The sequence below is a fragment of the Halomarina litorea genome (genome assembly GCF_024227715.1).
In the GTDB taxonomy this organism is placed as follows: domain Archaea; phylum Halobacteriota; class Halobacteria; order Halobacteriales; family Haloarculaceae; genus Halomarina; species Halomarina litorea.
On the sequence record NZ_CP100448.1, the window covers coordinates 3,053,007 to 3,078,344 of the forward strand.

Below are 25,338 nucleotides of genomic sequence, written 5' to 3' on the forward strand. Positions count from 1 at the left end.
CCATGAGCGATTCCACGGAACGGTTCGACCTGCCCGAGACCGACGAGGAGTGGCGCGAGGTGCTCACCGACGAGGAGTACGAGATACTCAGAGAGCAGGGGACCGAACCGAAGTTCACGGGCGAGTTCATCGGCAAGGACGACGAGGGGACGTACGTCTGTGCTGGCTGTGGCGCGGAACTGTTCGACTCGGAGACGAAGTTCGACAGGGAGGGGTCGGGGTGGCCCTCGTTCTACGACGCGGCCGAGGACTCGGTCGAACTGCGCCGAGACACCAGCCACGGTATGGACCGCACGGAAGTCGTCTGTGCCAACTGCGGCGGCCACCTCGGCCACGTCTTCGACGACGGACCCGATCCGACCGGGAAGCGCTTCTGTATCAACTCGGCGGCGCTGGACTTCGAGGGCGAGGAGTAGTCGGCACCCCTGCCACGGCTTCGACGACGTCCGACGGCGGAGCCGTCGGGCAGGTCGGGCGCGGAGCGTCCGACCGCGGACCCGATCCGACCGGGAAGCGCTTCTGTATCAACTCGGCGGCGCTGGACTTCGAGGAGGAGGACTGACGCGTCGTCGCGTCAGGCCGACTCGTCGCCGCCGCGCGCCAGCGTCAGCCCCTCCGCCTCGTAGATGCTGATGAGTTCCGAGACGAGTTCCTCGTAGCTCTCGTCTTCCGTCCGCAGGGCGTCCAGTCGCTCGATGGTCTCCTCGCTGAGTTCGACCTGGGGCATGGACGGTGGTTCGTCGCCACGGTACGTAAATCCGGGGCAGTACACTGCCTGTCGTCAGCCCACGGGGAGTATTCGTCGCCCGGCGCGTGGCGGTCGCCAGAGCGGCATCGTCGGCTTCTCGAGGTCAGGGGCCTCCTCGTCGCGGTCCGGTTCGTCCGACGGGTACACGGGTACTGGCATGGCGGAACACCACTACCACGGTAACACGGCGCACACAGGAAAGCGTTACGCATTCGACGTGCCGGGAGGCTCATGTCCCGCGCGGTCGGTCGTCCGGGTATGGACGGCGAGGGAACCTACACGCTGGTGGTCGAACTGACCGACGGGGCGACAGTCGAGTTCGGCGCGGCGGGCGCGCGCGACCTGCAGGCTGGGTGGTACGCCTACGTCGGGAGCGCGTTCGGCCCGGGCGGGTTCTCGCGGGTCGACCGACACCGCGAACTCGCCCGCGGGAACCGCGACACCCGCCACTGGCACGTCGATTCCCTGCTCGGCCACCCCGCGAGCCGCCTCGCCGAGGTGGTCACGACGGCGGACGCCGACGTGGAGTGTGCGGTCGCCCGGTCGCTCGCGGAGACCCTGACGCCCGTCGCCGGCCTCGGCGCATCCGACTGCGACTGCGACTCCCACCTCGCCTTCGCGCCCGACCACGAGCGGCTGGTCGACGCGGTCGAACGGACACACGAGAGCGCCGTCGAGGGGTGACGCCCCGGGACGCGACGGCCCCCGACCGACGACCTCTTCTCGGCGCACCACTCCCTCCCGGTAGTGACACTCGACCTCCCCGACAGCGCGCGCGTCCTCGTGGACGTGGACGGTACCCTCTGTGCGAACCTCCCACGCCTCGTCGAGTACGTCGACGCGGAACACGGCGTCGGCATCACGACCGACGAGGTGACGGAGTGGAGCTACCCCGTGGACGGGACCGGCAAGCACGTCGGGCAACTCATCGACGACGCGATGGCCCACCGCCGGGAGTGGTTCCTGCTCGGGATGGACCCGATTCCGGGAGCCGACGAGGCGATGCGCTCGCTCTCCGAGGCGGGCCACGACCTCCACATCGCCACGCACCGCCCGAGCGAGACCCACGAGGTGACCGAGCAGTGGCTCGCGGAACACGACATCCCCTACGACGCCTACGAGTACGACGTGCCCGCGAACAAGGGCTGCCTCGACGGTGACCTCCTCGTCGACGACTACCACCGGAACGTGGGCGACACCCTCGCCGAGGGGAAGGCGGGCGCGCTGTTCCGCCAGCCCTACAGCGACCCCGCGGCCTGCGAGGGGGCACTCGTCGTCGACTCGTGGGCGGACCTCGTCGCGGCCGTCCGGTAGGTCACCCGAGGTAGTAGTCCTCGAAGCGCCCGACCGCGTAGCGCAGGCTCAGCCCGCCCGCGAGTCCGGCGAGGACGACCGAGAGCGCGACCCCCCCGGCGACGACGAGGGTGGTCCCGACGCCGAGTGAGGAGACGACCCCCTCGCGGAGGAGCGGCGTTCCCGCGACGAGGACCGGGATGCCGGTGACGACGAGGACGAGCGAGTACACCGCGAAGGCGATCAGACTGGGGACGATGGCCTCGTGGGTCCGCGAGACGCGCACCGACTCCATCCGGGGGAACAGCGTCCCGATGCCCGTCGCGAGCGCCGTCGCCGACAGCGGGAGGACGACGCTCCCGACGAGAACCGCCGCGAGCGCGGGGGTGCCGAGGTCGCTCAGCACGCCGGAGACGCCCGCCGCGAGCACCGTCAGCGGGACGCCGACGACGGCCCCCGCGAGGCAGAGTCCGCCCATGAACGTCCGCCCGCCGACGGGCGTCGTGAGCGTGACGGGCAACACGGGGCCCTCGTCGCCGATGGGGTTGAGCGTGAACGCCGCGCCCGTCGCCCACGCTCCGTAGAACGCCAGCAAGGGCGGGAGTGCGGTGGGGACCCGTCCCTCCACGACGGCGTCCTGTATCGGGGCGACGAGCAGGAACAGCGGGTAGAGGACGTAGAGAAGGCGGATGGGGCCGCGCTTCGCCCGAATCCACGACTTGCGGGCGATGCGGGCCATCCGCCGGGGGAGGAAGGCGACGGTCCCGATGCCCGAGGACTCGGCGTCATCGCTCTCCGGCCGGACGGGTTGCGCGTACCAGAGCCACGCCGCCAGCCAGCTACACGCCCCCGCGAGCGCAGGGACGCCGACGAGCGTGAGCACCCCCGCACCGGCGGCGCGGACGGCGACGGCGTCGGGCGTCGTCCCGTACAGCGCGAGGTCGGCGAACCACCCGAGGGGCGTCTCACCCACCGCCCCGACGACGGGTGCGAGCGCCGCGCCCGTCTCGGCGTTCGTGACCGCGACGAAGTAGACGACGAACAGGACGGCCGCGATGGCCGTCTTGTAGCGGGCCAGCGTCTCCGACCGGGCGACGGCGTTGCGGACGACGAGGCCGAGGGCGAACCCCGAGAGCACCCCAAGGACGATCAGCGAGAGGAGGGCGAGGAAGGCGAGAGGAATCGCGAGGAGCGCCCCCGACCCGACGCCGTAGGCGACGGGGACGCCGACCAGCGGTGCCCCGAGGACGCCGAGCGTCACCGTCAGTTCCGTCAGGAGGAGGCCCGCGACGGCCTCCCGGTGGGGGACAGTCGTCAGCAGGCCGTCGGGGTGGACGGGCACCGACGTGGTCTGGACTGCCCGCAACGCGGTCAGGAGGGCGAGGACGGTCGGCAGGCCCGCCGCGAGGAGGCGGCCGACGCCGACCGGGTCCCCGAACTCGCCGGCGGCGACCCCCTGCCCGGCGAAGTACGCGACCACGATGCTGCCGAAGAGAGGGACCACGCCGAACAGCAGACCGACGCCGAGGGCGACGAGTTGCGCCCGCATCCCGGTGACGACGCGGAAGCGCCGGACGAGTTCGGTCCGGGCGATGCGAATCGCGTGTGCCGCGTTCATCGGCGAGCCTCGGACTCCGCTCCGGGGCCGCCGGACCCGTCGAAGTCCGCCTCCTGCGTCACCTCGAGGAAGACGTCCTCCAGCGTGCGCTCCTCGCCCGTCTCCGCACGGCGCTTGAGCTTCTCCGGCGGTCCCTCCGCGACGAGGTCACCGTCGAACAGGACCCCCACCGTGTCGGCGAGTTCGTCCACCACGGGGAGGATGTGCGTCGAGAGGAAGACGGTCGTGTCGCCCGCCGCGAGGTCCGCGAGGGTGTTTCGCACCGTGCGGGCGGCCCGCGGGTCCAGCCCCGAGGTGGGTTCGTCGAGGAAGACGACGGCGGGGTCGTGGAGGATGGCCTGGATGATGCCCGCCTTCTGTTTCATCCCCTTCGAGTACGTCGAGACGCGCTTGTCGGCGTCCCCCGCGAGGTCGAAGCGGTCCAGCAGGGAGTCGATTCGCTCGTCGGCCACCTCGTCCGGGATGTCGCGCAGGCCGGCGACGTACTGCAACTGCTCGCGCCCGGTGAGTTCGTCGTACAGCGGGGGCGTCTCGGGGAGGTAGCCGATGCGCTCGCGGACCGCGTCGCGGTCCGTGATGGACACGCCGTCGATGCTCGCCGACCCCGAAGTGGGCCGGAGGAGCGTCACGAGCATCCGGATGGTCGTCGTCTTGCCCGCGCCGTTCGGCCCGAGAAAGCCGTAGACCGACCCCCGCCTGACGGCGAGGTCGAGTCCCTCCACGGCCGTCTCAGACCCGTAGCGCTTGGTGAGGGCGTCCGACTGGATGGCGAACGAGGACATGGAGAGCGGGTTAGTAGTGAGGTACTAAAACCCTGCCCGTCGGCTCTCGCGCCCGGGGGGCGGTCACTCCCGGGCGGACCAGAAGCGCTCCAGGCCGAGGTCGAGCATGTCGGGGCTGACCGCGCTGAACTCCCGCCGCTCGCGTTCGCCGAGGAGGCCGTTGACCGAGCGCGGCGCGTCGCGCAGGTAGCGCTCGTCGAGGAGGACGCGCACGCCGGACTCGTCGGGGCCGCGAAGGACGCGCCCGAAGGCCTGTCGCGCCTTCCGGACGGCGGGCACCTGCACGGCAGTCGAGAACCCGGCGCTCCCGCCGCCCGCGCCGGGCGGGGCCGACCCGCCCTCCTCGCCGAACGTCCGGTCGTAGGCGTTCATCACCGCCTTCATCCGCGGGGTGGCGGTGTTGGCGTAGGGGACGCCGACGACGACGGCGCAGTGGAGTCGGTCCCCCCGGTAGTCGACGCCCTCCGTGACGGTGCCACGCGCGCTCGTGACGAGGACGCGGTCGACGCCGTCTCGCTGGAAGAACCGGTCGAGCATCTCGTCGGTCTCGCTGGCCTCCGAGGAGCGGTCCCGGAGGACGGGTTTCTCGACGTGGTCGCGGAGGTACTCGACGGCCCACTCCGCTTCGCGGTAGGAGGGCAGGCAGACGAGGACGTTGCCGTGCGACCGGGCGAGCGTCGTCATCGCCCCCGCGTACGCCTTCCTCGTGCGGGTCATCTCCCCGTACTCGGTGACCGGCGGACCGCGGTTCCGGTAGGTGAACGCCGGGAGGTCGACGACCCACGACTCGCGGTTCGCCTCGGGGAACGCGAGGCCGTAGCTGGCAGTCTCGACGGTCCGTGGCTCGCGGTCCTCGCCCTCCCTGTCCCCGTCGGCCGACTCCTCGGAATCGGCCGGTTCGCCCGACCCGCTCAGCACGTCCAGTCCGCTCACGGTCCGGTAGACGTCGAACGGTTCGAGCGTGGCGGACATCAGCACGCCGCCCGCCAGGTCGTCGAGGACGGCGGCGAGGGGGTCACGCGGGATGCAGTTGAACAGCGTCAGGTCGGCGTTGTAGGCGCTCGCCCAGTCGGGGAGGGTGGTATCGGCGACGGCCTTCTCGGAGAACTCCAGTTCGAGTTCCCGGAAGTAGGTCCCCCGGTCGGCGGTCCCCCAGTCGAACAGGACGCGGCCGACGCCCGCGCTGACGGGCGTGCGGTCGGTCTGGCCGTCGTTCTCGTGTATCTTCGCGACGACGTAGCCCGCGTCGCGGACGCGCGCCCAGATGTCGCCCGCGAACCGCTCCTCGGCGGCGTCGGTGACGCGGTCCGTCTCCACGGCTTCGGGGTCGCGAAGGGGTATCTCGTGGTCCTCCTCGGGCAGGGACCCCTCGCGGAACCGACGTTGCCAGTCGCCGTACTCGGATTCGAGGAACTCGCTCACCTCGTCGTCGATGCGTCCGGCGACCCACTCGAGGAACGACCCGACGGCCGCGAGGTCCCGTCCCGTGACGCTCTCGAACTCCTTCAGGGTCTCCTCGGCGTGCCTGCGGTGGGCGGCGGCGTCCGCGCCCGGTTCGCCGCCCGTCCCCGAGAGGTACTCGCGGGCGAGCGTCACGTCCCGGTGGGCGGTCCGCAGGGCGTGCAGCGAGACAGAGTCGGAGAGCAGGTCGCGCACCCGCTCTTCGAGCATGTGCGCCTCGTCCACCACGAGGAGGGTCTCCTCGTCTAACACGCCCGCCTTCTCGTTCGTGAGCCGTCGGGTGAGGGGGTCGAACGCGTGGTTGTAATTCCCTATCAGAACGTCCGCCTCGCCCATCAGCGACGCCATCGCCTCGTGGGGGCAGGTGCCCCGGCGGACGGCGGCGTTCACCAGCGAGTCTGGCGTCAGCACGCCCTCCTCGCCCGCCGAGAAGTCGAATGGTATCCACTCCTCGTCGGCGAAGTAGCGGGCGTAGAACGGGTCGAAGTAGCCGGCGTCGCCCGCCGGGAGGTCCTCGCTGTCGTAGATGTCCAGCACGTCTCGGGTGTGCGGCGGGTCGGCGGAGTAGGGGGCGCTCGCGCCCGCCGTCTCCAGTCGCGGGCCGTCCATCCCTTCCACGAGGTGACAGAGCGCCGCGGCGCGGACCGGGTCGTACCACGGCACGTCCTCCTCGCGTTCGCCGCGGTGTTCCGGGCACTTCAGTTCCGAGTACGAGAGGCGGTCGCAGTCGGCCGCCTCGCAGACGTTGATTCGGCCGTCGAGCGCACCGGGCGCGACGTCGAGTTCGAGGCGCGACTCGCGACTGACGAGGCGGGCGGTCGTCTCGCGCATGTCGCTCGACGCCTCGTGGACGCTCTCGCCGGGTATCGCCCCCGTCCGGGCGTACGGGAGCAGGTCGCGCTTGCCGACCATCACCAGGCCGTCCACGTCGGCCCCGTTCCGGACGAGCGCCTGCACCTCGCTGACGAACTGCTTCAACTGCTGTTTGACGGGCGTGACCGCCATCACGCGCTCGCCCGCACCGTCCGCGACGGCCTGCAGGCCGGCGACGAGGGCGATGAGCGTCTTGCCCGTCCCGCAGGCCCCCTCCAGCATGAGGTAGCCGCCGTCGGACATCGTGTCGAGGGCGCGTTCGACCCCGTCGGCCTGCTGGGGGTACGGGTCGAACGGGAACAGGTCGGCCCACGCCGCGTCGATGGACTCGCGAGGGACCGTCCGCCCGTCGGCACCGCTCCCGTCCTCAGCCTCGCGCTCCGGGACCGGCGAGTCGCTGTCGCTCATCGAGGACACCTCCCGAGGGGGACGAACGTGACGGAGGACGGGGCGGGAATCACTACGCGAGTCTCGCTCCTCCTCGGGTATAAACCGTCGGAGAGGGGCCGCCGAGGCGTCAGTCCACGTCGGCGACGACCCGCGCGGGCGCGCCGTCGCCGGGGTCGAGTGCGAGCGGGAAGGCGTAGACGGTGACCCGGTCGGGCAGGTCGCCGAGGTCACGCAAGTTCTCGACGATGAGGCAGTCCTCGCGCAGGAGTTCGTGGTGTGCTCCGAGGTCTGCATCCGGGGCGTCGACGCTCGGGGCGTCGATGCCCACGTCCACGCCGCGGGCGGCACACTCGCGGGCGCACGGCGGCGTGAGGTAGGGGTGCTCCCAGTAGGTCTCCTCGCCCCAGTGGTCGTCCCACCCCGTCGAGAAGAGGAGGAGGTCCTCCTCGCCCGCCTCGGGGAGCAAGTCGGGGGTAATCGCCTCGGCGCGCCCGAGGGGGCAGTCGACGACGCGCGCGTCGTATCGGAAGCGGTCGACCGGGTAGGAGGTGATGGGCGCGCCGTCGGGTTCGACGTGTGCCGGCGCGTCGATGTGCGTCCCGGTGTGGGACGTCAGGCCGACCGCCGTGAGGTTGAACCCGGTGGCGTCGATAGTCGCGTGCGGGAACGTCTCGACGACCGGGTCGCCGGGGAACGCGGGCATGCCGTCCGTGATGACGTGCGAGAGGTCACGCACGGTCACGCCGTGGGTCCGTCGGGTCGTCGGGACTCGCCAGTCGCTGGTCGGGTGCGCCCACACCGGAGGGCGACAGATGAGAGCGCGCTAGTGCGATATCGGTCCGTCGACGTCACTCCGTGGTCCTCCATACGGGTACACTACTGCCACCGAGAATATATAGGTACCACCCCATCCGTGACCGCGAGGCCCGTTGCACAATCGATTTACCTCACCCGCCGAAGGTCCAAGGGACTCAATGAGATTGGTCCGCCAGACGGCAACGCTGTGCTGTATCGCCCTCGTCCTCCTCGCCGGTTGTTCCGGCGTCCCCGGATTCGGGGGCGGCGGTGAGGCCTACACCGCCGCCGACGAACCGCTGAACACCTCTACCCTCCAGGAGGACCACACCGAGAACCTCCGCGACGCGGGGTCGTTCACCGTCACGCTGAACGGCAGTTCGGCGGTCGGAAACGACACCAGCAGCCAGCAGACGGTGATTCGCGCCGACCTCGAGGCGAACCGCACCTACCAGCGCTCGCAGGTCGACCAGAGCCTCAGGGGACAGTCGAGCGGTGTGGTGTCCGAACTCTACCTCGACAACGGGTCCGGGTACGCCCGGTTCGTCCTCGGCTCCGGCAACCAGTCGCAGGCCCAGTACCAGACCGTCGACCTCTCCCAGTTGCCCCCCGGTAGTTCGGCGCCGAGCGAGCGGTTCCTCACCCTCGACCAGTCCTTCGCCATCACCGAGGGTGCGAACTGGACCCAGCAGGGCACCGAGTCCTTCCGCGGGACGACGGTGACCCGCTACACCATCGAGGGCGACTACAACGAGAGCGCACTCACCGGTGGAACCGCCGCGAACGTCAGCGACTTCGAGGCGACGTTGCTCGTCACCGCCGACGGCACCGTCCGGTCGTTCGGCTTCAACGCGACCGTCGAACAGCAGGGTCGGACCGTGAACGCCTCGAACACCATCGTCGTCAGCGACATCGGGTCGACCAGCGTCGAGGAACCCGACTGGCTGGACGAGGCGCGCAACGCCACCGGCAACCGGAGCGGCGCGCAGGGACAGGGCAGCCTCCCGGCCTGACCGCGTCGTCACTCTCGGACGCCGTCCCCCGCCCCGGTCGCAACCTTCCTGTGTGCGCACCGCCTCCGCCTAGCCGATGCGACGCGCGGCGACCGTCCTCTCGCTCCCCCCGGACCTCGCGGCCCGCCTCCGGCCCGCCGAACTGGCGGACCTGCACGCGCACGCCGCGCCGGACGCGGTGCTCGCACCCACGAGAGCGGTCGCGCCGGGCCGCCTCCGCCCGCCCGGGAGCGACACCCCCGTCGTCACCCTCGACGGGGCCGTCCACGAGGTGGGCGACTGCCCGCTGGTGGCCTGCCGGGACGCGGGTGACCTCGCCGCCGTCGAGACGTGGGCGCGGCAGGGTCGACTCGGCGGCACCACCTACGTCCTGTCGGACCTCCTCTCCCTCTCGGTCGACACGGACCGACTGGCGACGACACTCGGCGGGGAGACGGGCTACCGGACGGCCCTCGGCGACCCGGACTGCGAGTGCGTCCACCTCGCCGCCTCGCTCCCCGCCGACTACCGCCGGGAGTGGGGCGGTCTCGTCGTGCAGGGGGTCGCGCCCGTCGAGACGCAGGGCGCACCCGCGGTCCCCCGCCTCACCCTCTACGGGGACGGCACCGTCGCCGTCGAGGAGGTGGGTGTCGACCGACTCGGCCTCCGCGCGGTGGACGGCGTGGGGGAGAAACGCGCCCAGACGCTCCGCGAGGCGGGCTACGACCGGTCCTCGCTGGCGGACGCGCCCATCCACGAACTCGCCGACCTCCCGGGGTTCGGGCGGGAGGTGGCCACGTCCGCCGTCAGGAGTGCCCGCGCCGTCGAGCGCGACGAACTCTCGCGGACCGGCGACGCCCCTCTCCCCGACAACCCCGTCTTCGTCGACATCGAGACGGACGGTCTGCGCCCGAGCGTCGTCTGGCAGGTCGGCGCCATGCGCGACGGGGAGTACCGCGCCTTCCTCGCCCGCGACCCCGACGAGGAGGCTGCCATGCTCGACGCCTTCCTCGACTGGTTCGGGGGACCGTCGAGGGGAACGCTCGTCGCGTGGAACGGGTGGGGCTTCGACTTCCCCGTCCTCGAAGAGCGAATCGCCGCCGTCCGCCCCGACAGACTGGCCGGGTGGCGCTCCGCCTGCCGGTTCGACCCCCTCCGGTGGGCGCGCGACGAGGACAACGCCGTCCTCCCCGGCCGGACGAACACACTCGAAGCCGTCGCGGGCGCACTCGGCTTCGAGGGGGAGGACGCGGGCCTCACGGGAGCGGAGACGGCCCGACGCTACCGGGCGTGGCTGGAGGGCGGCCCCGAACCGGACTGGGCGCGCCACCGGACGTACTGCGAGAACGACGTGCGGATGCTCGCGCACGTCTTCGAAGCGCTCGAATCGACCGACCGCGTCGCCCACGCGAACCACACGCCAGACACCCGACAGGGGTCGCTCTCGGAGTTCTGATGGACGCGAGCACGCTCGCCGGGACGTTCCCGAACTACACCGGCCAACTCGCGGACGTGTTCGTCCAGAAGGCCCGCGAGGCCCGCACGGTTCCCGCGAGCGACGTCCTCGAACCGCCACTCGCCGACCGCCTCCCGCACGACCTGTACTCCCACCAGGCCGAGTCGCTCGATCACCTCGCCGACGGAGAGGACGTCTGCGTCACCACGAGTACCGCCAGCGGGAAGACGCTCGTCTACGCCCTCCAGATGGCCCGCGCACACCTCGCGGACCCGAACGCGACGGGACTCCTCGTCTGCCCGACGAAGGCGCTCTCGCGCGATCAGGAGCGGGCGCTGAACGACCTCTACGACACGCTGGACCTCGACCTCACCGTCCGGGTGTACGACGGGGACACGACGAGCGCCGCGAAACGCGACGTCCGCCGGACGGCTGACGTGGTGGTGACGAACTTCTCGGGACTGAACGCCTACCTGCCCCAGCACAGTCAGTGGGCGCGGCTGTTCGGGAACTGTTCGGTGCTCGCTATCGACGAGGCCCACACCTACTCCGGCGTCCACGGGATGCACGTCGCGTGGGTGCTGCGCCGCCTCCGGCGGGTGCTCGCCCACTACGACGCCGACCCGCGCCTCGTCTTCACCTCCGCGACCATCGGCAACCCGGCCGAACACTGCGAGAACCTCGCGGGGGCGGACGTGTGGGTGGTGAGCGAGGACGGCTCGCCCCGCGGACGGCGAGAGATCGCCTTCTGGCGGCCGCCGGCGGACACCGACGGGGGCCAGCGACCCGCGGACGCGGAGGCCGCCGATTTGCTCGCGCACCTCGGGACCGACGGCGTCCAGTCCCTGCTGTTCGTCCGGTCGCGAAAGCAGACGGAACTGAACCGCGAACGGGCGAAGCGGGCGGCGACCCGGTTCAACCGGGGGCGACTCCGCGTGGAGTCGTACAACGCGGGCCACACGAAACGCGACCGGCGGGGCGTCGAGAACCGCCTCAAGTCGGGGGACCTCGACGGCGTCGTCACCACCTCGGCGCTGGAACTGGGCATCGACGTCGGCAGCGTGGGCGCGACGCTCCTCACGGGCTATCCGGGGACCCGCCAGTCCTTCTGGCAACAACTGGGCCGGTCGGGGCGAGGCACGAGCGACGCCCTCTCGATTCTGGTCGGACGCAACGACGCCATCGACAACTACGTCTTCCGGAATCCCGACTACGTCCTCGGCGACCACGTCGAGGACGCGGTCGTCGACCGCTCGAACAACACCGTCTACTCGCGGCACATCCTCTGTGCGGCCGACGAACTACCCCTCACGTACGACGACGCGCGCTACTTCGGGAGAGAGCGCCTCCGCCAGGCGGTCGAGATGTGGAAACGGGCGGGCTATCTGACCGGAACCCTCGACACCGGCGTCATCTACGACCGGCGCACCCGGCCGCAGTCCGAGGTGTCGATGTACGCCACGGGGGACACGGAGTTCGACCTGCGCACGCCCGACGACTGCGAGGCGGCGTTCGAACCCGTGGGACGCGCGCGGGCCTACCGCGAGTTCCACCCCGGCGCGACCTACCTCCAGAAGGGCCAGCAGTTCGAGGTGGTGGGGTTCGACGAGTCGGGCCACCACCCGCGAATCGACCTCGAACCGGTCGACGTCGACTACTACACGCAGACCAACCACACCACCCGCATCGGTGACCTCGAACCCGAAGAGACAGTCTCGCTGAGGGAGTATCGCCTCAACTGGGGGATGGGCACGGTGACCGTCCACTACGACACCTACGTCCGGAAGTCCGTCGCCACCGGCGAGCAGGTGGGCGTGGCACGCGAGACGGGCCTCCCGCCGCTGGAACTCCGCACGCAGGCCATGTGGTTGGAGGTTCCCCAGTCGGAACGGGAGCGCATCGGGCGCGCCTACGCGGGCGACACGGAGGGCCACCCGGACCTCGCCTTCCAGGGGGCACAGCACGCCGCCGAGCACGGGATGATCAAGCTCGCACCCCTCGAGTTCATGCTCGATAAGTCGAACCTCGGGGGCATCAGCGTCCTCGACCACCCCGAACTGGGGCTGTCGGGCTGTGGTATCTTCGTCTACGACGGCGTCGAAGGGGGGCTGGGGTTCTCGCGGCGCCTGTTTGACGCCTTCGCCACCGTGGCGACGAACACGCGGGGGGTCATCGCGGGGTGTTCCTGCGAGGGCCACGAGGGCTGTCCGGGCTGTGTGATGGACTCCCAGTGCGGGAGCGGCAACACCCCGCTCCACACCGGGGGTGCGGTGGACCTCCTCGGGGCGGTTCTGCCGGACGACGGGGGGTCGAACGAAGACGCCGACTCCCCCTCACCCGAGGGCGAGGAGGGCGATGCCCCCGACGACGAGGAGGCTGGCGGCGAGGCGGCGTGAGAAAGCGGCCTCGCGCAGGAGGAGACCGCCGAGGAGGACGGCGACGACGGCCTGCGCGTTGACGACAGGCGAGGCTACGCTCGCGGGGAGGCGGGCGAACGCCAGCGCGATGAGGTGGTCGCCCAGCGCGAGGACCACGCCGAGTGCGAGGAGCTTCGGGAGGACGCGCCGGGGCAGGTCCCCGCGCTGTCGCCACCCGAACGGCGCGACGACGGCGGTGATACCGACCAGCGACACCCATACTACCAGCGGGACCGGCAGCGAGAGTTCCTGTAAGAGGACGCGTTTCAGGAGGTCCACGACGGCGAAGACGGCCGCCCCCACCAGCGCCAGTTGCGCGGGGCGATACGAGAGCGCACGGCGGAACGGCGCGAGGAGGCCGCCCGCCTCGTAGTTGGCGAGGTAGATGCCCGCCGTGGCGACGAGGACGCCCGCAATCTGGAGGGGAGCGAGCACCGTCTCCAGCAGGAGGAGCTCCATCGGGAGGACGAACAGCGGGACGAGTTTGTTCAGCGGCGTCACGTACGAGACGTCCCCCAGTTGGATGGCGCGGATGGAGAGAGCGATGGCAACGCCCGTGAGGAGGGCGGTGACGACCACGGCGCCGGCGTCGAGGGCGCTCACCGCGAGGTCGGCGGACCACGCGTCGAGGGCGACCGGGAGGTACCAGAGCGCCGCCGCACCCTCCGCGACGGCGAGGTAGGCCATCGCGGGCAGGTGGCTGAAGTAGCGCTTGTAGACGTAGAGGTAGGTGCCGTAGAGGAGGGCGGCGGCGACGGCGAAGCCGAGTCCCGTCCCCACGTCGGGGACGACGGACTGGAGGGTGAGCGCGCGGGCGGGCGAGGGGGGACGCACGTCTCCCGGTCGGCGATGGGCGCACAAAGGCGGGCCGGTTCGCGCCGGGGGGCGGGACCGCGGAGACGGACCGAGGGGTTCAGGGCGTTCGACCACGTAGCGTGGCCATGGCCGAGACGGACACCGAACGGGCGGACCACGAGGACGGGGGCGTCCTCTCCGGGAAGGCACGGACCGGTGCCGCCATCGCAGCCGTCGGCATCGTCACCTCGGGGCTGGCGCTCAACTTCCTGACGCAACTGGGCGCGCCCGGCGTCGGCACCGTCGTGTTCGTCACGGGGTTCGTGACGACCATCGCGGCCCTCTGGTACGTCCTCCTGCGCCCCCTCGACCTCGGCGCGGAGTAACGGAAGGTTGAAAGTCGAACCGCGACGAGTAGGGACAAGGATGTTCGCGCTTCCCCTGCAGGTCATCGACTCATTCCTCCAGCAGTACCACATGGGGCAGGTGTTCCTCGCGCTGTTCTTCGTGGGGTTGCTGGGGACCCTGCCGCTCAAGAGCAAGACCATCGTCGGACTCCACATCATCGCCTTCGGCCTCCTGTTCATCCTGACGCCGCTGTCATTGATGGGCGGGGAGTTCCTCTGGCGGGCCGTCGGCATCGCCCTCGTCTTCGTCGGGCCGATGATCATCGTCGTCGGCGAGTAACCGCACCGTTTTCTTCGTCGAACGTCCTCGCGGCCCCGAAGCTGCCGCTACAGCACCACTCTCCACGGGCGACCCGTGAGTCGCCCGTGGGGAAGCGAGACGGCTCCGCCGTCTCGCCTTCCTCGAAAACCCTGCATTGTGAGACGCTCCGCGTCTCGCAGGCTCCCAGAACCGCGAAGCGGTTCTGAGAGGACGAACAAACAGGCGCTCGTTTCACTCGCGCCTGAGAACCGCACTCGCTCCCGTCGGTCGCTCGTGTGGACGCTTCCGATTACTCCTCGACCAGTTCCTCGTACTGTGCGCCCGTCTGTTTCAGCGTCGCCGTCGAGTAGAGGCGCTCGTGGGTGAAGGGGAGATGTTCGCCCGCGAGTTCGTCTATCTTCTCGTCGACCGCCTCCGGGTCGCGGCCGTGAATCATCGTGAACAGGTTGTACGGCCAGTCCTGGTCGGGGCGGCGCGGGCGATGGTAACAGAGCGTGACGTAGGGAAGACTACCGACTGCCTCGCCGCGCGTGTCGAGTTCGTCGTCTGGGACGTCCCAGACGACCATGCAGTTGGCGTCGAAGCCCGTCACGACGTGGTTGACGACACAGCCGACGCGCTTGACACACCCCGCATCCGTCAGCCGCAGGATTGCTTCGACCACCTCCTCGGTAGTGGCGTCGATGGCGGCGGCCACGTCCGCGTACGGCGTCAGCGAGAGGGGGAACCCCGCCTGAATCTCCAGCAGGAGGCGACGGTCCAGCGCCGAGAGGTCGGCGGTGGCCTCCTCGCTGATGCGGGTGGCGCTGACGGTGGTCTCCACCAGCGATTCCCGCGCGAAGCGGTCGTCGTTGACGACGGGGAACTCGAGGTCGATGTAGTAGTCCGTCAGCATCGGGAGGTTCAGCACCTCGCATCCCGTGCGCTCCTCGATTTCTGCGAGGATGCGGTCGCGCGTCGCACGGGACCCGGCGGTGACGACGAACCACATGTTCCACGGGTGGTCCCGGCGGTAGTTGTGGTTGACCTGCCGGTAGCCGTTGATGACCTCGGCCACCTCGTCGAAGCGCGCTTCGGGGGCCTGGACGGCCGCGAGCGTCGAACTCCCGATGACCGGCGGGTTGAGGACGGCCCCGAAGCGCCGGAAGACGCCCCGGTCGCGGAGGCGTTCGACGCGGGCCAGCGCCTCGGCCTCGCTCACGCCGAGTGCCGCGCCGACCCGCCGGAAGGGGCGCGGTTCGACGGGGAAGTCGCTCTGGTACTCGTCGATGAGGGCGGCGTCCACGTCGTCGAGGTCCGACCGCCAGTCGTCCGCCAGTGCGCTCATCGTCCCCCGTTGGGGCCACGGAACTTACAGGCTATCGGTTCCCGGCCGGGAACGCCTATCGGCACGCCGCCCCTCGGTGGCGTATGGACACGGCACTCGCCGACATGAGCGACCGGGTGGTCCTGCTGACGGGCGCGACGAGCGGAATCGGGCGCGTCGCCGCCGAACGACTCGCGGAACGAGGGGCCGAACTCGTCCTCGTGGGCCGGGATCGCGAACGGGGGCGCGAGACGCTTCACGAGGTGCGTGCTCGCGGTGGCGACGGGATCTTCGTCCGGACGGACCTCGCCGACCCGGAGGCGGTCCGGGGCCTCGCACGCGAGGTCGAATCGCGCTACGACCGACTGGACGTACTGGTGAACAACGCCGCCCTCTCGCTCCCGAAGCGCGAGGTCCTCGATTACCCGGGCGGTCGTGTCGAGAAGGTGCTCGCGGTGAACCACCTCGCGCCGTACCTGCTGACCCGCGAACTGCTGGACCGCCTGACCGAGAGCGCCCCCGCCCGCGTCGTCACCACCTCCTCCGGGGTCCAGTTCCGCGGCGACCTCGAACTGGACGACCCCGCCCTCGATGGCGGGTACGACGCTCTCGACGCCTACGCGCGGTCGAAACTCGCGAACGTGGTCTTCACGACCGAACTCGCGGCCCGCCTGCCCGACGGTGTTACCGCGAACGCCTACCACCCCGGGTTCGTCCCCGGCAGCGGCCTCTACCGCGACGTCTCGCTCCCGGTGCGGGTCGGCGTCGGTCTCGCGAGGCGCCTCCCGTTCGCGGGCACCTCCGTCGCGGACGGCGGCGCGGGCCTCGCGTACCTCGCCGCCTCGCCCGACGTGGCCGACGTGTCGGGGGAATACTTCGTACGGACCGAGCGCGGCGACTACGACGACAGGGCCGACGACCCCGCCCTGCGGCGGGGGCTGTGGGAGGTGAGCGCGGCTCTGCTCGGCGTCGACCCCGACTGGCCCTGACGCGCCCACCACCGGAGGGGTAGAGCGAAAACCCCTCGCGCCGTACCCCCGGACATGAGCGCACCCCCCCAGAACGTCCCCGACTGGGTCACGCTGACCGACGGCGAGGAGGTGGTCTGGTCCGGGCAACCGAGCATCTACCCCATCCTGTCGTCGCTCGTCGCGGGCTTCCTCGTCGCCCTCGGCGGGTTCGTCCTCTACATCCTGCTCCCGCAGGACCTCGCGTTCCGGTGGGTCGTCTACCTGCTCGTCCCCCTCGGGGTCCTCCTGATGGGCGTCGCGTACGTCCGCCACACCGCGACGCGCTACGTCGTCACCACCAACGAGGTGTACAAGAAGACGGGGCTGTTCTCTCGGGACGTCACCAGCCTCCGCCTCGACCGGGTGCAGAACACCTCCTTCTCCCAGTCGCTCGGCCAGCGCCTGCTCTCGTACGGCGACGTCAACGTCGACACCGCCGGCACCGGCGGCACCGAGATAACCTTCGAGAGCGTCGCGAACCCACAGAAGGTGAGCAGCCTGCTCACCCGTCAACTCGACCGGACGACCCCGCGGGCGAACTGAGTCCCTAGAGGTCGAGGCCGAGGACGACCATCTCCGGGCCGTCCTGCACCGAGAACGGTTCGTGGAGCGTCACCCACCCTCGGTCGGCGTAGAGCGCCCGCGCACCACCGTTGTCCACGCCGGTCGTGAGTACGCTCGTCGACTGCGGCCGGTCCGCGAGGAGGGCGTCGTGCAGGGCACCGCCCACGCCCTGCCTGCGGGCGTGGGCGACCACCCCGAGTTCGACGAACTCGAAACAGTCGGCGAGCCAGCGGTCGGCCCGCGCGTCGGGGAGCGCCGCGGCGAGTTCCCCGCGGTAGTACTGGCCCGGGCGCGACTCGTAGCCGTAGGCGTACCCGAGGACCGTCCCCGGCGACGCGACCGACCCCCCGGTCGCGGCCACCAGCCCCCGGTAGCCGGGGAACTGCGCGTGTCGCCGGAACATCGTCTCGGCCGTCGCCCGGTCGGGCCGCCCGTGTGGCGACCTGCCGAAGACCCCCCAGTAGCAGTCCACCGCGCGGTCGAACGCCGGCGTGTCGGGAACCAGCGGCAGGAGGTTCACGGTGGGGAGAGGCCGTCAGGGGGCAAGTCGGTTGTGGCCCGGCCGGCGGCCTGCGCAGCGACCGAACGCAACGCTTTCGGGCGTTCCGCCCGCAGTTCGACCATGAGCGACGAATTCGGCGAGTGGCCGCTGAAGCGCCTCATGACCGACGTCGTGGGGTCGGGCCACAAGTCCGCCGACGACATGACGCGCGAACAGGCCCGCGAGGCGTTCGCCCGCATCCTCGGCGACGAACCGGACCCCACCACCCTCGGCGCGTTCTGGCTGGCCAACCGCTGGAAGCGCAACACACCCGAGGAACTGGGCGCGTACGTCGACGTGATGGCCGAGGAGTCGGTCGAGTTCGCCGCGCCCGACTGCGACCCCGTCGACTGCGGGGCGAACTACGACGGCAAAGGTCGGACGGCCATCCTCGGCGTCGGAGCGGGTCTCGTCGCCGCCGCCGCGGGCACGCCCGTCGTCGCCCACTCGGGCGACCGCGTCCCCACGCAGAAACAGGACGCCTACAAGCACGTGCTGGACGAACTCGGCGTCGAGACGGACCTCGCACCCGAGGAGTCGGCGGAGATGACCGACGAGGTCGGCTTCGGTTTCTACTACCAGCCCAACTTCAACCCCGGCGTGGCGGGCATCGAGGGTCGCCGCGACCAGATGGGTGTGCGCACGTTCGTCAACACCATCGAGACGCTCGCGAACCCCGCCGAGGCGGACGTCCACCTCGGCAGTTTCTACCACCTCCCCTACGCGAAACGCATCATCGACACGTTCGAGGCGAGCGAACGCTCCGACGTGGGCCGCGTCGTCATGTTTCAGGGGATGGAGGGGTACGACGACATCCGCCCCGGGTCGACCACCGTCGCCGTCGGTGAGATTCCCGAGTCGCGGCGCGACTCGGGAGCTAACCGGAACGGAGACCGTTCCGGTGATGACGGCGAGATGGAGGACTTCACCATCGAGACGCCCGACTACGGCATGGACTTCGAGAACGAGGACCTCGCCGTGGAGGACGTCGCCGCCGACTCCGCGCGCATCACCGAGGAAGTGCTGGCGGGCGAACGCGACGACGAGTTCGCCGACGCCATCGCGCTGAACGGCGCGTTCCGCATCTTCGCCCGCGACGACTGCGATTCGCTGGAGGAGGGACTGGAGACCGCTCGCGCAGTCATCGAGGACGGGAGCGCCGCCGAGCGACTGGCCGCCCTGCGCGACTTCTGAGGCGACTCGAAGTCTCAGACGCCCTCGGGGTGGCGTTCACCCCACGCCCGAGTGCGTCGATGGCGGGGTCGAGCGACCGACCCGCCTCGGTCAGCGAGTAGACGGCGCGGACGGGTTTCTCCGAGCGAACCTCGCGGTCGACGAGGCCCGCCTCCTGCAGGCCGTCGAGCGTCTCCGAGCGTACCTTGTTCGAGAGGCCCTCGACGCCGAGTTCCGAGAAGCTCCGAGACGCGAGCGGTGGCCGAAGGGAGCCGCGAGCAGGGCGGTTCGGAAGACGCGAGTGAAGCGATTCGGCGGTCGTCGTGGGTTCGCGGCTTCGCCGTGCGTCATCTCGCGGTTCTCACTCGTCGCACCGCGACTCGCTCCGAACCGCACTACTCCCTGAGTATCGCCACGTTCGCCAGCGCCTGCCCCGCCGTCACCGTCGCCTCCCGGGTGAGGGCGTATAGCAGGCCGTCGCGGTCCGCACGCACGTCCTGTAGCGCCTCGTAGGTCGTCGGATCGTAGACGGTGCCGAGCGGGTCGCCCTCCTCCACCCGCTGGCCGACCGCCGCGCCGGGGGCCGGACAGTACAGCCCCGAGTCCGTCGCCGGGACGCGCCCGAGGTGGTTCCGGGCGAGCACCCGGTCGCCGGGGGCGTCCGGGTCGCCGGCGAACAGGCCGAGTTCCCGCAGGACGCCCCGAAGCCCTGCACAGCCCGCCCGAATCGCGGGTTCGACCAGTTGCTTGTTGTGCGCGAGTTCGGGGGTGATGGCGGGGATACCTGCCTCGCTGGCGGCGACGCGGAACTTGCCGTCGAAGCCACGGTCGGCCCACTCGACGTCGGCCTCCTCGCCGGCGGGTTCGCCGAGGAGGAGGTCCGTCCCGAACGCCTCCGCCAGCGCGCGAGAGGCGTCGTGGCCCTCGCGGAAGACGACGTGGGTGAGCATGTCCGGCGCGCCGGTGTGGAGGTCCACGACGGCGTCGGCCTCCTTCGCGTACTCCCAGAGAGTGGCGGCCATGCGCTCGTGGAGCGTTCCGTCCGGGTCGCCGGGCCAGACGCGGTTCATGTTGGAGTGGACGGCGTCCAGTTGCTCGGGCGTGGTGTAGGAGACGCGGTCGAAGGTGAGGGGGTCCGCGACGGGGACGGCGACGACGCGACCCGACAGGTCGGCCGAGAGGAGGTGGGCGTGGAGTCGCCGGAGCACCTCGGTCCCGTTTATCTCGCGGCCGTGCTGGGCGGCCTGGACGTACAGCGTCGGGCCGTCGTCGTCCCCTGCCTCGCCCGTGTAGGTGTGGATCGTCGTCTCGACGGCGACGCCCGAGGGGAGGCGAGCGAGCGTCACCCGCCTCGCGGTGTGGTGGGCCATACCGGGAATCTGGGCGTTCGCAGGCTTGTAGGTACGGGCCGGCGTGTAACGGGCGGCTACTTATCCCCCGTCCGGTCGTCCATCGGGCCATGGCAACCTTCACTGGCATCGCGGCGTCCATCGTCGGGTTCCTCGTGAGCCTGCTCGTCGGGGCGCTCGGCATCTACATCGGCGCGAGTCTCATCGCCAAGGTCGAAGACTACACGTACGCCATCGTGACGGCGCTCATCGGGTCGCTCGTCTGGTGGCTCCTCGGGTGGGTTCCGTTCCTCGGTCCCATCCTCGCGCTCGTGGCCTACATCTGGGTCATCAACCGGCGCTACCCCGGCGGGTGGGGGAGCGCCATCGGTATCGCCCTCGTCGCGTGGCTGGCGACGCTCGTGGTCGTGTTCATCCTCGCCTTCGTCGGACTCGTCCCGGCGGACGTGACGGGCGTCCCCGGCGTCTGAGGGCGCGTCGACCGGCGCTTCGGACCTCAGAGCGCTCGCGCGACCGGCACGCTTTTTTGTCGGCTGTCCCTCCACGAACCGATGAGCGACGACAACCCCACCGCCGTACTCCACACGAACCACGGCGACATCACGGTCGAACTGTTCGCCGAGCGTGCCCCGCGGACCGTCGAGAACTTCCTCGGTCTCGCCACCGGCTCCCAGGAGTGGGAAGACCCCGAGACGGGCGAGACGCGGACCGACCCGCTCTACGACGACGTGCTCTTCCACCGCGTCATCGAGGGCTTCATGATTCAGGGCGGGGACCCGACCGGCACCGGGCGCGGCGGCCCCGGCTACCAGTTCGACGACGAGTTCCACGACGACCTCGGCCACGACGGCCCCGGCGTCCTCTCGATGGCGAACTCCGGCCCGAACACGAACGGCAGCCAGTTCTTCATCACGCTCGGCGCACAGCCACACCTCGACGGCCGCCACTCCGTCTTCGGGGAGGTCACCGACGGGATGGACGTCGTCGAGGAGATCGGCAACGTCGAGACCGACGGCAACGACCGACCCACCGAGGACGTCGTCCTCGAATCGGTCACCGTCTACCGGTAAGCACCGACTTCGACTTCGACGCTCGCCCATTCACGACCCGCTCTTCACGCCCGACTCGCCTCGGTAGGCGCGACCGATGGCCATCCACGTCCCCGAGCGGAAGCGGTAGTAGGTGATGGCGGCGGGGACGAACGCCTCGGCGACGAGCGCGACGTACAGTCCCCAGACCCCGAGTGGCGTCACCGCGCCGAGATAGGCGAGGGGGACGGCAAACAGGTACATCCCGGCCAGTTGCGCGTACAGCGGCCATCGGGTGTCGCCGCTGGCGCGGAGGGGGCCGACACAGCCCCCGTCGACGCCCCGGAAGACGACGCTGACGCAGGTGACGACGACGAACGCCGTCACCAGCGGGAGGATGGCCGGGTCGTCGACGAACAGGCGCGACACCTGTTCGGCGAAGACGAGGACGCTCGCGGCGAGGACGGCGTAGACAGCGACGGTGAACCGGAGGACGTCGCGGCCCCACGCGGCGGCCTCGCGTTCCTCCCCCCGACCGAGCGCCTGTCCGACGAGGGTGCTGGATGCGAGGCTGAACCCCCAGTTCGGCGTGTCCAGTAGGTCGCGGACCCGGAGGGCGACGACGAACGCCGCGGCGACGTTCGGGCCGAACAGCCCGACGATGGCGAGTTTCGGGAAGTCCGCCCCCCGACCGGCGAGGTTGCGCAAGAGGAGGGGCGTCCCGACGTCCGTCAGTTCTGCGAGCGTCGCCCGGTCCACGGCAGGACCGGCCGGGGAGACGCGCACCGGGAACGCGCCGACTCCCGGAAGCCGGCCCCGAATCAGGCCGACGGCGAACGCCCCCGTGACGACGACGTTACCGACGACGGTTCCGGCGGCCGCCCCCTCGACGCCCGTCCCGAGACCGAACAGGAGGACGGCGTTGACGACGACGTTGACCACCGCGCCGCCCGTCCGCAGGACCATCGGCGTCCACGCGTCGTCCGCGCCGACGAGGGTGCGACTGGCGATGAGATTGAGGGCGGCGAAGGGCATCCCCACGGCGACGGCACCGAGGTAGCGCGCGCCGTAGTCGAGCGCCGGCCCCGAGTCGAGGAGGCCGACGAGGGCGCGGGGGAACGCCCAGCAGAGGACGGCGACGGGGACGACGACGACCAGCGAGGCGAGGACGCTCGTCTTCACCGTCCGTTCGAGTTCCTCCTCGGCTCCCGCGCCGTAGAAGCGCGACACCATGCTGATAGTGCCGCCGGCGACGCCCCCGCCGAGCGTGAACGCCAGGCCCCAGAACGGCGTGGCGAACCCGACGCCCGCGATGGCCGCCGGTCCGAGGGCGAGGCCGACCATCGCCACGTCCGCCGCCGACTTCGACATCCGGGCGATACCGGTGACGATGCGGGGCCACGAGAGGTCGGTGGCGCGCACCACGCTCCGCCGGTCCACGAGACCGAGTTGGGCGAGTGCCGCCCCGACGAGCAGGATGACCGACCGGACCGGGTTGTAGCGGGAGGGCACGATCGGCCCTCCGTCCGGGTCGGATAAACCGGTTGAGATACCGTCATCCGGGCGTGGGACCGACAGCGCCAAACCCGCCCGCCGCGAACCCCCGTCGATGGCCGACGAGCCAATCGACCCGAGCACCATCGGGGAGGCAGACGCCCCGCCGGTGTCCGAGAAACCCTACAAGATCATCTTCGAGGCCAACAAGTGCATCGCCGCCGGGCGGTGTGCTGAGGTGTCCGCGAACTGGGAGATGGACCTCGGGAGCGGCATCGCCAAGCCCCTGACGTACTTCTTCGACGAGTCGGAACTCGACCACAACGTCCGCGCCGCAGAGGTGTGTCCCGCGAAGAAAGACCGCGGCGTCATCCACGTCGTGGACCGCCGGACGAACGAGGAAGTCTCGCCCGACCCGCACGGCGACGGGACGCTGAGCGTCGACTGGTAGACCACAACGGATTTTCCGTTCGCTCGCGGAGTACTCTCTGCGCGGGAGTGGCCGAGTCTGGACAAAGGCGGCGGACTTAAGATCCGCTCACTCAGGTGTTCGTGGGTTCGAATCCCTCCTCCCGCATCCTCGGGCCGAGCGAACGCGAGGCCCGTAGTGCGAGAACGAGGGGTTCCGAATCAGGCCGAGGTTCTGCGCGAAGCGCAGGTTCTCGGACGAGGTTCGAATCCCTCCTCCCGCACTGCCTGTCGCGAAGGACGTGAGCGACGGCAGTGAAACGAGAGGGCTTCGAACTAGCAAGGACGCGCGCAGTGAAACGAGCACGTCCGAGTCGAGTTCGAATCCCTCCACATCCTCTGACCGGGCGATTGGAGCGCACCTCGCCCGCCATAGATGTCAGAATTCCAATTCCCTAATCCTTTGGGGGAGAGGTTTATCCACCTTCCCCGAGTGCGTAAGAATACCGACCCACTGACCACTCGTGTGCCAACGACCGGGCTTTGCCAAGCCACGGTGGGTCGTTCCTCGGGCGGCTTTGCCAGGCCGCCCCCGGCGCTACTACCGAAAGCGAATGCGCCGTCCCGCGACACGGTGTGCTTTTCCGCCTCTCGGCCCAACCCCCGTTCGATGACTGACGAGGTGCCCGACGCGGCACGCCGCGCGTTCGAGGCTCACGACGCGTTCTCGGAGGACGCGGACGACGGCGCGTACCGACTGGAGACGACCGACTTCGACGGGCGCGTGACCGCGGCGGAGTCAGACACAGAGTGGGCGCTCCGCTACACCGTGACGGTCCGGGCGCCGACGCTCGACGCCGCCGTCGAGGAGGACGTCGGCCCGAACTTACAGGAGGGGTGGCTCGACACGCTCGAACTCCGGAGCGCGGACGCACCCGGTGCCGTCCGGGAGCGCGTGACCCTCGACGACCACGCCGTCCGCACGGAGGGCGAGGAGGTGGTCGTCGAGTACGTCTTCACGATGGGCGACGCGGACCGCGCGCCCGCCGTGGCGAAGGCGATGGCCGAGTACGTCGAGGGGACGTACATGGAGGGCGTCGTCCCGGGGTTCACCTACCGACCGCCGGTCGCGGACCTGCTGGACGAGGCGACCCAGGGCGACGGGAAGGAGGGCGGCGGCCCGATGCCGCTCTGAGACGGGAAAGAGTGAGACGGGAAAGGGAGAACGCTCAGGCCGTCTCGAGTTCGCGTTCGAGCGCGCGGAGTCGCTCGACGCGCTTCTCGGTGGTGGGGTGGGTGCTGAACAGCCGTCCGATGAACCCGCTGCGGATGGGGATGATGAAGAACGCGTTCATCTCCGACTGCTCGCGCAGGTCCTCTTTTGGGACGCTGTCCATCGTGCCGTCGATCTTGAGGAGCGCACTGGCGAGCGCGCTCGGTTTCCCGGTGATGACGGCCCCGCCACGGTCGGCGGCGAACTCGCGGTAGCGTGAGAGCGTCCGGATGAGGACGAACGAGACGATCCAGACGGCCAGCGACGCGACGATGGCGACGATGACGCCACCGTTGTTCCGATCGCGGCCCCCACCGAAGAACGCACCCCAGCGGACGATCATGAACGCGATGGTCGAGAGGAACGACGCGACGGTCATGACCGCCACGTCGCGGTTCTTGATGTGCGCGAGTTCGTGAGCCATGACGCCCTCCAGTTCCTCCTGGTTCAGCGTGCGCATGATGCCCGTCGTCACGCAGACGGCGGACTTCTTCTGGGAGCGACCCGTCGCGAAGGCGTTGGGGACGCGGCTGTCGGCCACGGTCACCTTCGGTTTGGGGAGGTCGGCCTGCTGGCTCAGTCGCGAGACCATCGCGTGGAGTTCGGGGTACTCCTCCTCGCTCACCTCGCGGGCCCCCATCGAGTAGAGCGCGAGTCTGTCGCTGAAGAAGAACTGCGCGACGAGGAACGGCACCATCAACACGAGATAGCCGACGAGATTCGTCTGCGCTATCACCACCACGAAGACCAGGTAGAGGGCGAACAACAGGAACATCGTGAGCGCCATGCGCCCACGCAGTCCCCAGTCCGGTTTCCACTGCATGGACCCCAATACGGCGTCGAGCGGTTAAACGTCACCGTCCTGTCCGTCACTTCCTCGCACGAGGACACGCGGCAACCGGC

The 25,338-nt window shown here is 70.2% G+C and carries 26 protein-coding genes, 1 tRNA gene and 1 pseudogene; 16 read left to right on the forward strand and 12 right to left on the reverse strand.

Annotation, left to right across the window (positions count from 1 at the left end; all coding sequences use genetic code 11):
* Window positions 1-2: 2 nt before the first annotated feature.
* Window positions 3-416, forward strand: coding sequence for a peptide-methionine (R)-S-oxide reductase MsrB (gene msrB, locus NKG96_RS16780; RefSeq protein WP_254536315.1), 414 nt, complete (start codon window positions 3-5; stop codon window positions 414-416).
* A gap of 158 nt (window positions 417-574) precedes the next feature.
* On the opposite strand, the gene NKG96_RS16785 is transcribed toward msrB, so the two are convergent.
* The gene (locus NKG96_RS16785; protein WP_254536316.1) at window positions 575-727 is read right to left on the reverse strand and encodes a DUF7557 family protein; all 153 of its coding nucleotides are present in this window, start codon (window positions 725-727) and stop codon (window positions 575-577) included.
* Between the two features lie 279 nt (window positions 728-1,006).
* On the opposite strand from NKG96_RS16785, the gene NKG96_RS16790 reads away from it, so the two are divergent.
* Window positions 1,007-1,432, forward strand: a complete 426-nt coding sequence (locus tag NKG96_RS16790; protein ID WP_254536317.1) for a GIY-YIG nuclease family protein — start codon at window positions 1,007-1,009, stop codon at window positions 1,430-1,432.
* Window positions 1,433-1,495: 63 nt separating this feature from the next.
* Window positions 1,496-2,062 (forward strand): 5' nucleotidase, NT5C type, encoded by a 567-nt coding sequence (locus NKG96_RS16795; RefSeq protein ID WP_254536318.1) that lies wholly within the window; start codon window positions 1,496-1,498, stop codon window positions 2,060-2,062.
* Between the two features lies 1 nt (window position 2,063).
* Here the strand turns inward: NKG96_RS16795 and NKG96_RS16800 are convergent, their stop codons facing one another.
* The 4 genes from NKG96_RS16800 to NKG96_RS16815 form a co-directional block, all read right to left on the reverse strand.
* Complete coding sequence (locus NKG96_RS16800; RefSeq protein ID WP_254536319.1) at window positions 2,064-3,659, reverse strand: hypothetical protein; 1,596 nt, start codon at window positions 3,657-3,659, stop codon at window positions 2,064-2,066.
* Complete coding sequence (locus NKG96_RS16805) at window positions 3,656-4,441, reverse strand: ABC transporter ATP-binding protein (protein WP_254536320.1); 786 nt, start codon at window positions 4,439-4,441, stop codon at window positions 3,656-3,658. The genes NKG96_RS16800 and NKG96_RS16805 overlap by 4 nt, the downstream gene beginning before the upstream one ends.
* 63 nt (window positions 4,442-4,504) lie before the next feature.
* Complete coding sequence (locus NKG96_RS16810; RefSeq protein ID WP_254536321.1) at window positions 4,505-7,183, reverse strand: ATP-dependent DNA helicase; 2,679 nt, start codon at window positions 7,181-7,183, stop codon at window positions 4,505-4,507.
* A 109-nt stretch (window positions 7,184-7,292) separates the two neighbouring features.
* Complete coding sequence (locus NKG96_RS16815; protein ID WP_254536322.1) at window positions 7,293-7,907, reverse strand: cyclase family protein; 615 nt, start codon at window positions 7,905-7,907, stop codon at window positions 7,293-7,295.
* Between the two features lie 232 nt (window positions 7,908-8,139).
* Here NKG96_RS16815 and NKG96_RS16820 point away from each other — a divergent pair, with 232 nt between their 5' ends.
* From NKG96_RS16820 to NKG96_RS16830, 3 genes are all read left to right on the forward strand, one after another.
* The gene (locus NKG96_RS16820; protein ID WP_254536323.1) at window positions 8,140-8,973 is read left to right on the forward strand and encodes a DUF7537 family lipoprotein; all 834 of its coding nucleotides are present in this window, start codon (window positions 8,140-8,142) and stop codon (window positions 8,971-8,973) included.
* 76 nt (window positions 8,974-9,049) lie between these two features.
* Complete coding sequence (locus tag NKG96_RS16825; RefSeq protein ID WP_254536324.1) at window positions 9,050-10,408, forward strand: ribonuclease H-like domain-containing protein; 1,359 nt, start codon at window positions 9,050-9,052, stop codon at window positions 10,406-10,408.
* The gene (locus tag NKG96_RS16830; RefSeq protein ID WP_254536325.1) at window positions 10,408-12,804 is read left to right on the forward strand and encodes a DEAD/DEAH box helicase; all 2,397 of its coding nucleotides are present in this window, start codon (window positions 10,408-10,410) and stop codon (window positions 12,802-12,804) included. Before NKG96_RS16825 ends, NKG96_RS16830 begins: the two co-directional genes overlap by 1 nt.
* On the opposite strand, the gene NKG96_RS16835 is transcribed toward NKG96_RS16830, so the two are convergent.
* On the reverse strand, window positions 12,742-13,605 hold the full coding sequence (locus NKG96_RS16835) for a DMT family transporter (protein ID WP_368409320.1): 864 nt from the start codon (window positions 13,603-13,605) through the stop codon (window positions 12,742-12,744). The two genes, NKG96_RS16830 and NKG96_RS16835, sit on opposite strands and share 63 nt — an antisense overlap.
* 161 nt (window positions 13,606-13,766) lie before the next feature.
* Between NKG96_RS16835 and NKG96_RS16840 the strand changes: the two genes are divergently transcribed.
* Window positions 13,767-14,006: a DUF7996 family protein gene (locus tag NKG96_RS16840; protein WP_254536327.1), complete on the forward strand. Its 240-nt coding sequence runs from the start codon at window positions 13,767-13,769 to the stop codon at window positions 14,004-14,006.
* Window positions 14,007-14,046: 40 nt separating this feature from the next.
* Window positions 14,047-14,307 carry a DUF8006 family protein gene (locus NKG96_RS16845; RefSeq protein WP_254536328.1) on the forward strand — a complete coding sequence of 87 codons (261 nt, stop codon included), beginning with the start codon at window positions 14,047-14,049 and terminating at the stop codon, window positions 14,305-14,307.
* 271 nt (window positions 14,308-14,578) lie between these two features.
* On the opposite strand, the gene ahbB is transcribed toward NKG96_RS16845, so the two are convergent.
* Complete coding sequence (gene ahbB, locus NKG96_RS16850; RefSeq protein WP_254536329.1) at window positions 14,579-15,616, reverse strand: siroheme decarboxylase subunit beta; 1,038 nt, start codon at window positions 15,614-15,616, stop codon at window positions 14,579-14,581.
* 83 nt (window positions 15,617-15,699) lie between these two features.
* Here ahbB and NKG96_RS16855 point away from each other — a divergent pair, with 83 nt between their 5' ends.
* Both NKG96_RS16855 and NKG96_RS16860 read left to right on the forward strand, forming a co-directional pair.
* A complete protein-coding gene (locus NKG96_RS16855) occupies window positions 15,700-16,584 on the forward strand; it encodes an SDR family NAD(P)-dependent oxidoreductase (protein ID WP_254536330.1) in 885 nt (294 codons plus the stop codon).
* Window positions 16,585-16,638: 54 nt separating this feature from the next.
* Window positions 16,639-17,148, forward strand: a complete 510-nt coding sequence (locus tag NKG96_RS16860; RefSeq protein ID WP_254536331.1) for a PH domain-containing protein — start codon at window positions 16,639-16,641, stop codon at window positions 17,146-17,148.
* Window positions 17,149-17,152: 4 nt separating this feature from the next.
* Here the strand turns inward: NKG96_RS16860 and NKG96_RS16865 are convergent, their stop codons facing one another.
* Window positions 17,153-17,689: a GNAT family N-acetyltransferase gene (locus NKG96_RS16865; protein ID WP_254536332.1), complete on the reverse strand. Its 537-nt coding sequence runs from the start codon at window positions 17,687-17,689 to the stop codon at window positions 17,153-17,155.
* Between the two features lie 102 nt (window positions 17,690-17,791).
* On the opposite strand from NKG96_RS16865, the gene NKG96_RS16870 reads away from it, so the two are divergent.
* Window positions 17,792-18,904, forward strand: coding sequence for an anthranilate phosphoribosyltransferase (locus tag NKG96_RS16870; RefSeq protein WP_254536333.1), 1,113 nt, complete (start codon window positions 17,792-17,794; stop codon window positions 18,902-18,904).
* Here NKG96_RS16870 and NKG96_RS16875 read toward each other — a convergent pair.
* Together NKG96_RS16875 and NKG96_RS16880 are read right to left on the reverse strand one after the other, a co-directional pair.
* A pseudogene (locus tag NKG96_RS16875) lies at window positions 18,852-19,097 on the reverse strand (winged helix-turn-helix transcriptional regulator); the annotation flags it as partial. The gene NKG96_RS16870 and the pseudogene NKG96_RS16875 sit on opposite strands and share 53 nt — an antisense overlap.
* Before the next feature lie 181 nt (window positions 19,098-19,278).
* Window positions 19,279-20,253: a succinylglutamate desuccinylase/aspartoacylase family protein gene (locus NKG96_RS16880; protein WP_254536334.1), complete on the reverse strand. Its 975-nt coding sequence runs from the start codon at window positions 20,251-20,253 to the stop codon at window positions 19,279-19,281.
* Window positions 20,254-20,342: 89 nt separating this feature from the next.
* Between NKG96_RS16880 and NKG96_RS16885 the strand changes: the two genes are divergently transcribed.
* Both NKG96_RS16885 and NKG96_RS16890 read left to right on the forward strand, forming a co-directional pair.
* Window positions 20,343-20,702, forward strand: a complete 360-nt coding sequence (locus NKG96_RS16885; protein ID WP_254536335.1) for a hypothetical protein — start codon at window positions 20,343-20,345, stop codon at window positions 20,700-20,702.
* 81 nt (window positions 20,703-20,783) lie between these two features.
* Window positions 20,784-21,302, forward strand: a complete 519-nt coding sequence (locus NKG96_RS16890; RefSeq protein WP_254536336.1) for a peptidylprolyl isomerase — start codon at window positions 20,784-20,786, stop codon at window positions 21,300-21,302.
* A 30-nt stretch (window positions 21,303-21,332) separates the two neighbouring features.
* Here the strand turns inward: NKG96_RS16890 and NKG96_RS16895 are convergent, their stop codons facing one another.
* Window positions 21,333-22,772 carry an MATE family efflux transporter gene (locus tag NKG96_RS16895; protein ID WP_254536337.1) on the reverse strand — a complete coding sequence of 480 codons (1,440 nt, stop codon included), beginning with the start codon at window positions 22,770-22,772 and terminating at the stop codon, window positions 21,333-21,335.
* A gap of 97 nt (window positions 22,773-22,869) precedes the next feature.
* Here NKG96_RS16895 and NKG96_RS16900 point away from each other — a divergent pair, with 97 nt between their 5' ends.
* The 3 genes from NKG96_RS16900 (at window position 22,870) to NKG96_RS16910 (ending at window position 24,357) form a co-directional block, all read left to right on the forward strand.
* Window positions 22,870-23,205, forward strand: coding sequence for a ferredoxin (locus NKG96_RS16900; RefSeq protein WP_254536338.1), 336 nt, complete (start codon window positions 22,870-22,872; stop codon window positions 23,203-23,205).
* Between the two features lie 41 nt (window positions 23,206-23,246).
* Window positions 23,247-23,331: transfer RNA gene (locus tag NKG96_RS16905), tRNA-Leu, on the forward strand.
* A 501-nt stretch (window positions 23,332-23,832) separates the two neighbouring features.
* Complete coding sequence (locus NKG96_RS16910) at window positions 23,833-24,357, forward strand: DUF5813 family protein (protein ID WP_254536339.1); 525 nt, start codon at window positions 23,833-23,835, stop codon at window positions 24,355-24,357.
* A 34-nt stretch (window positions 24,358-24,391) separates the two neighbouring features.
* Here the strand turns inward: NKG96_RS16910 and htpX are convergent, their stop codons facing one another.
* Entirely contained in the window at window positions 24,392-25,258 is an 867-nt protein-coding gene (htpX, locus tag NKG96_RS16915) for a zinc metalloprotease HtpX (RefSeq protein WP_254536340.1), read from the reverse strand.
* Between the last annotated feature and the right edge of the window lie 80 nt (window positions 25,259-25,338).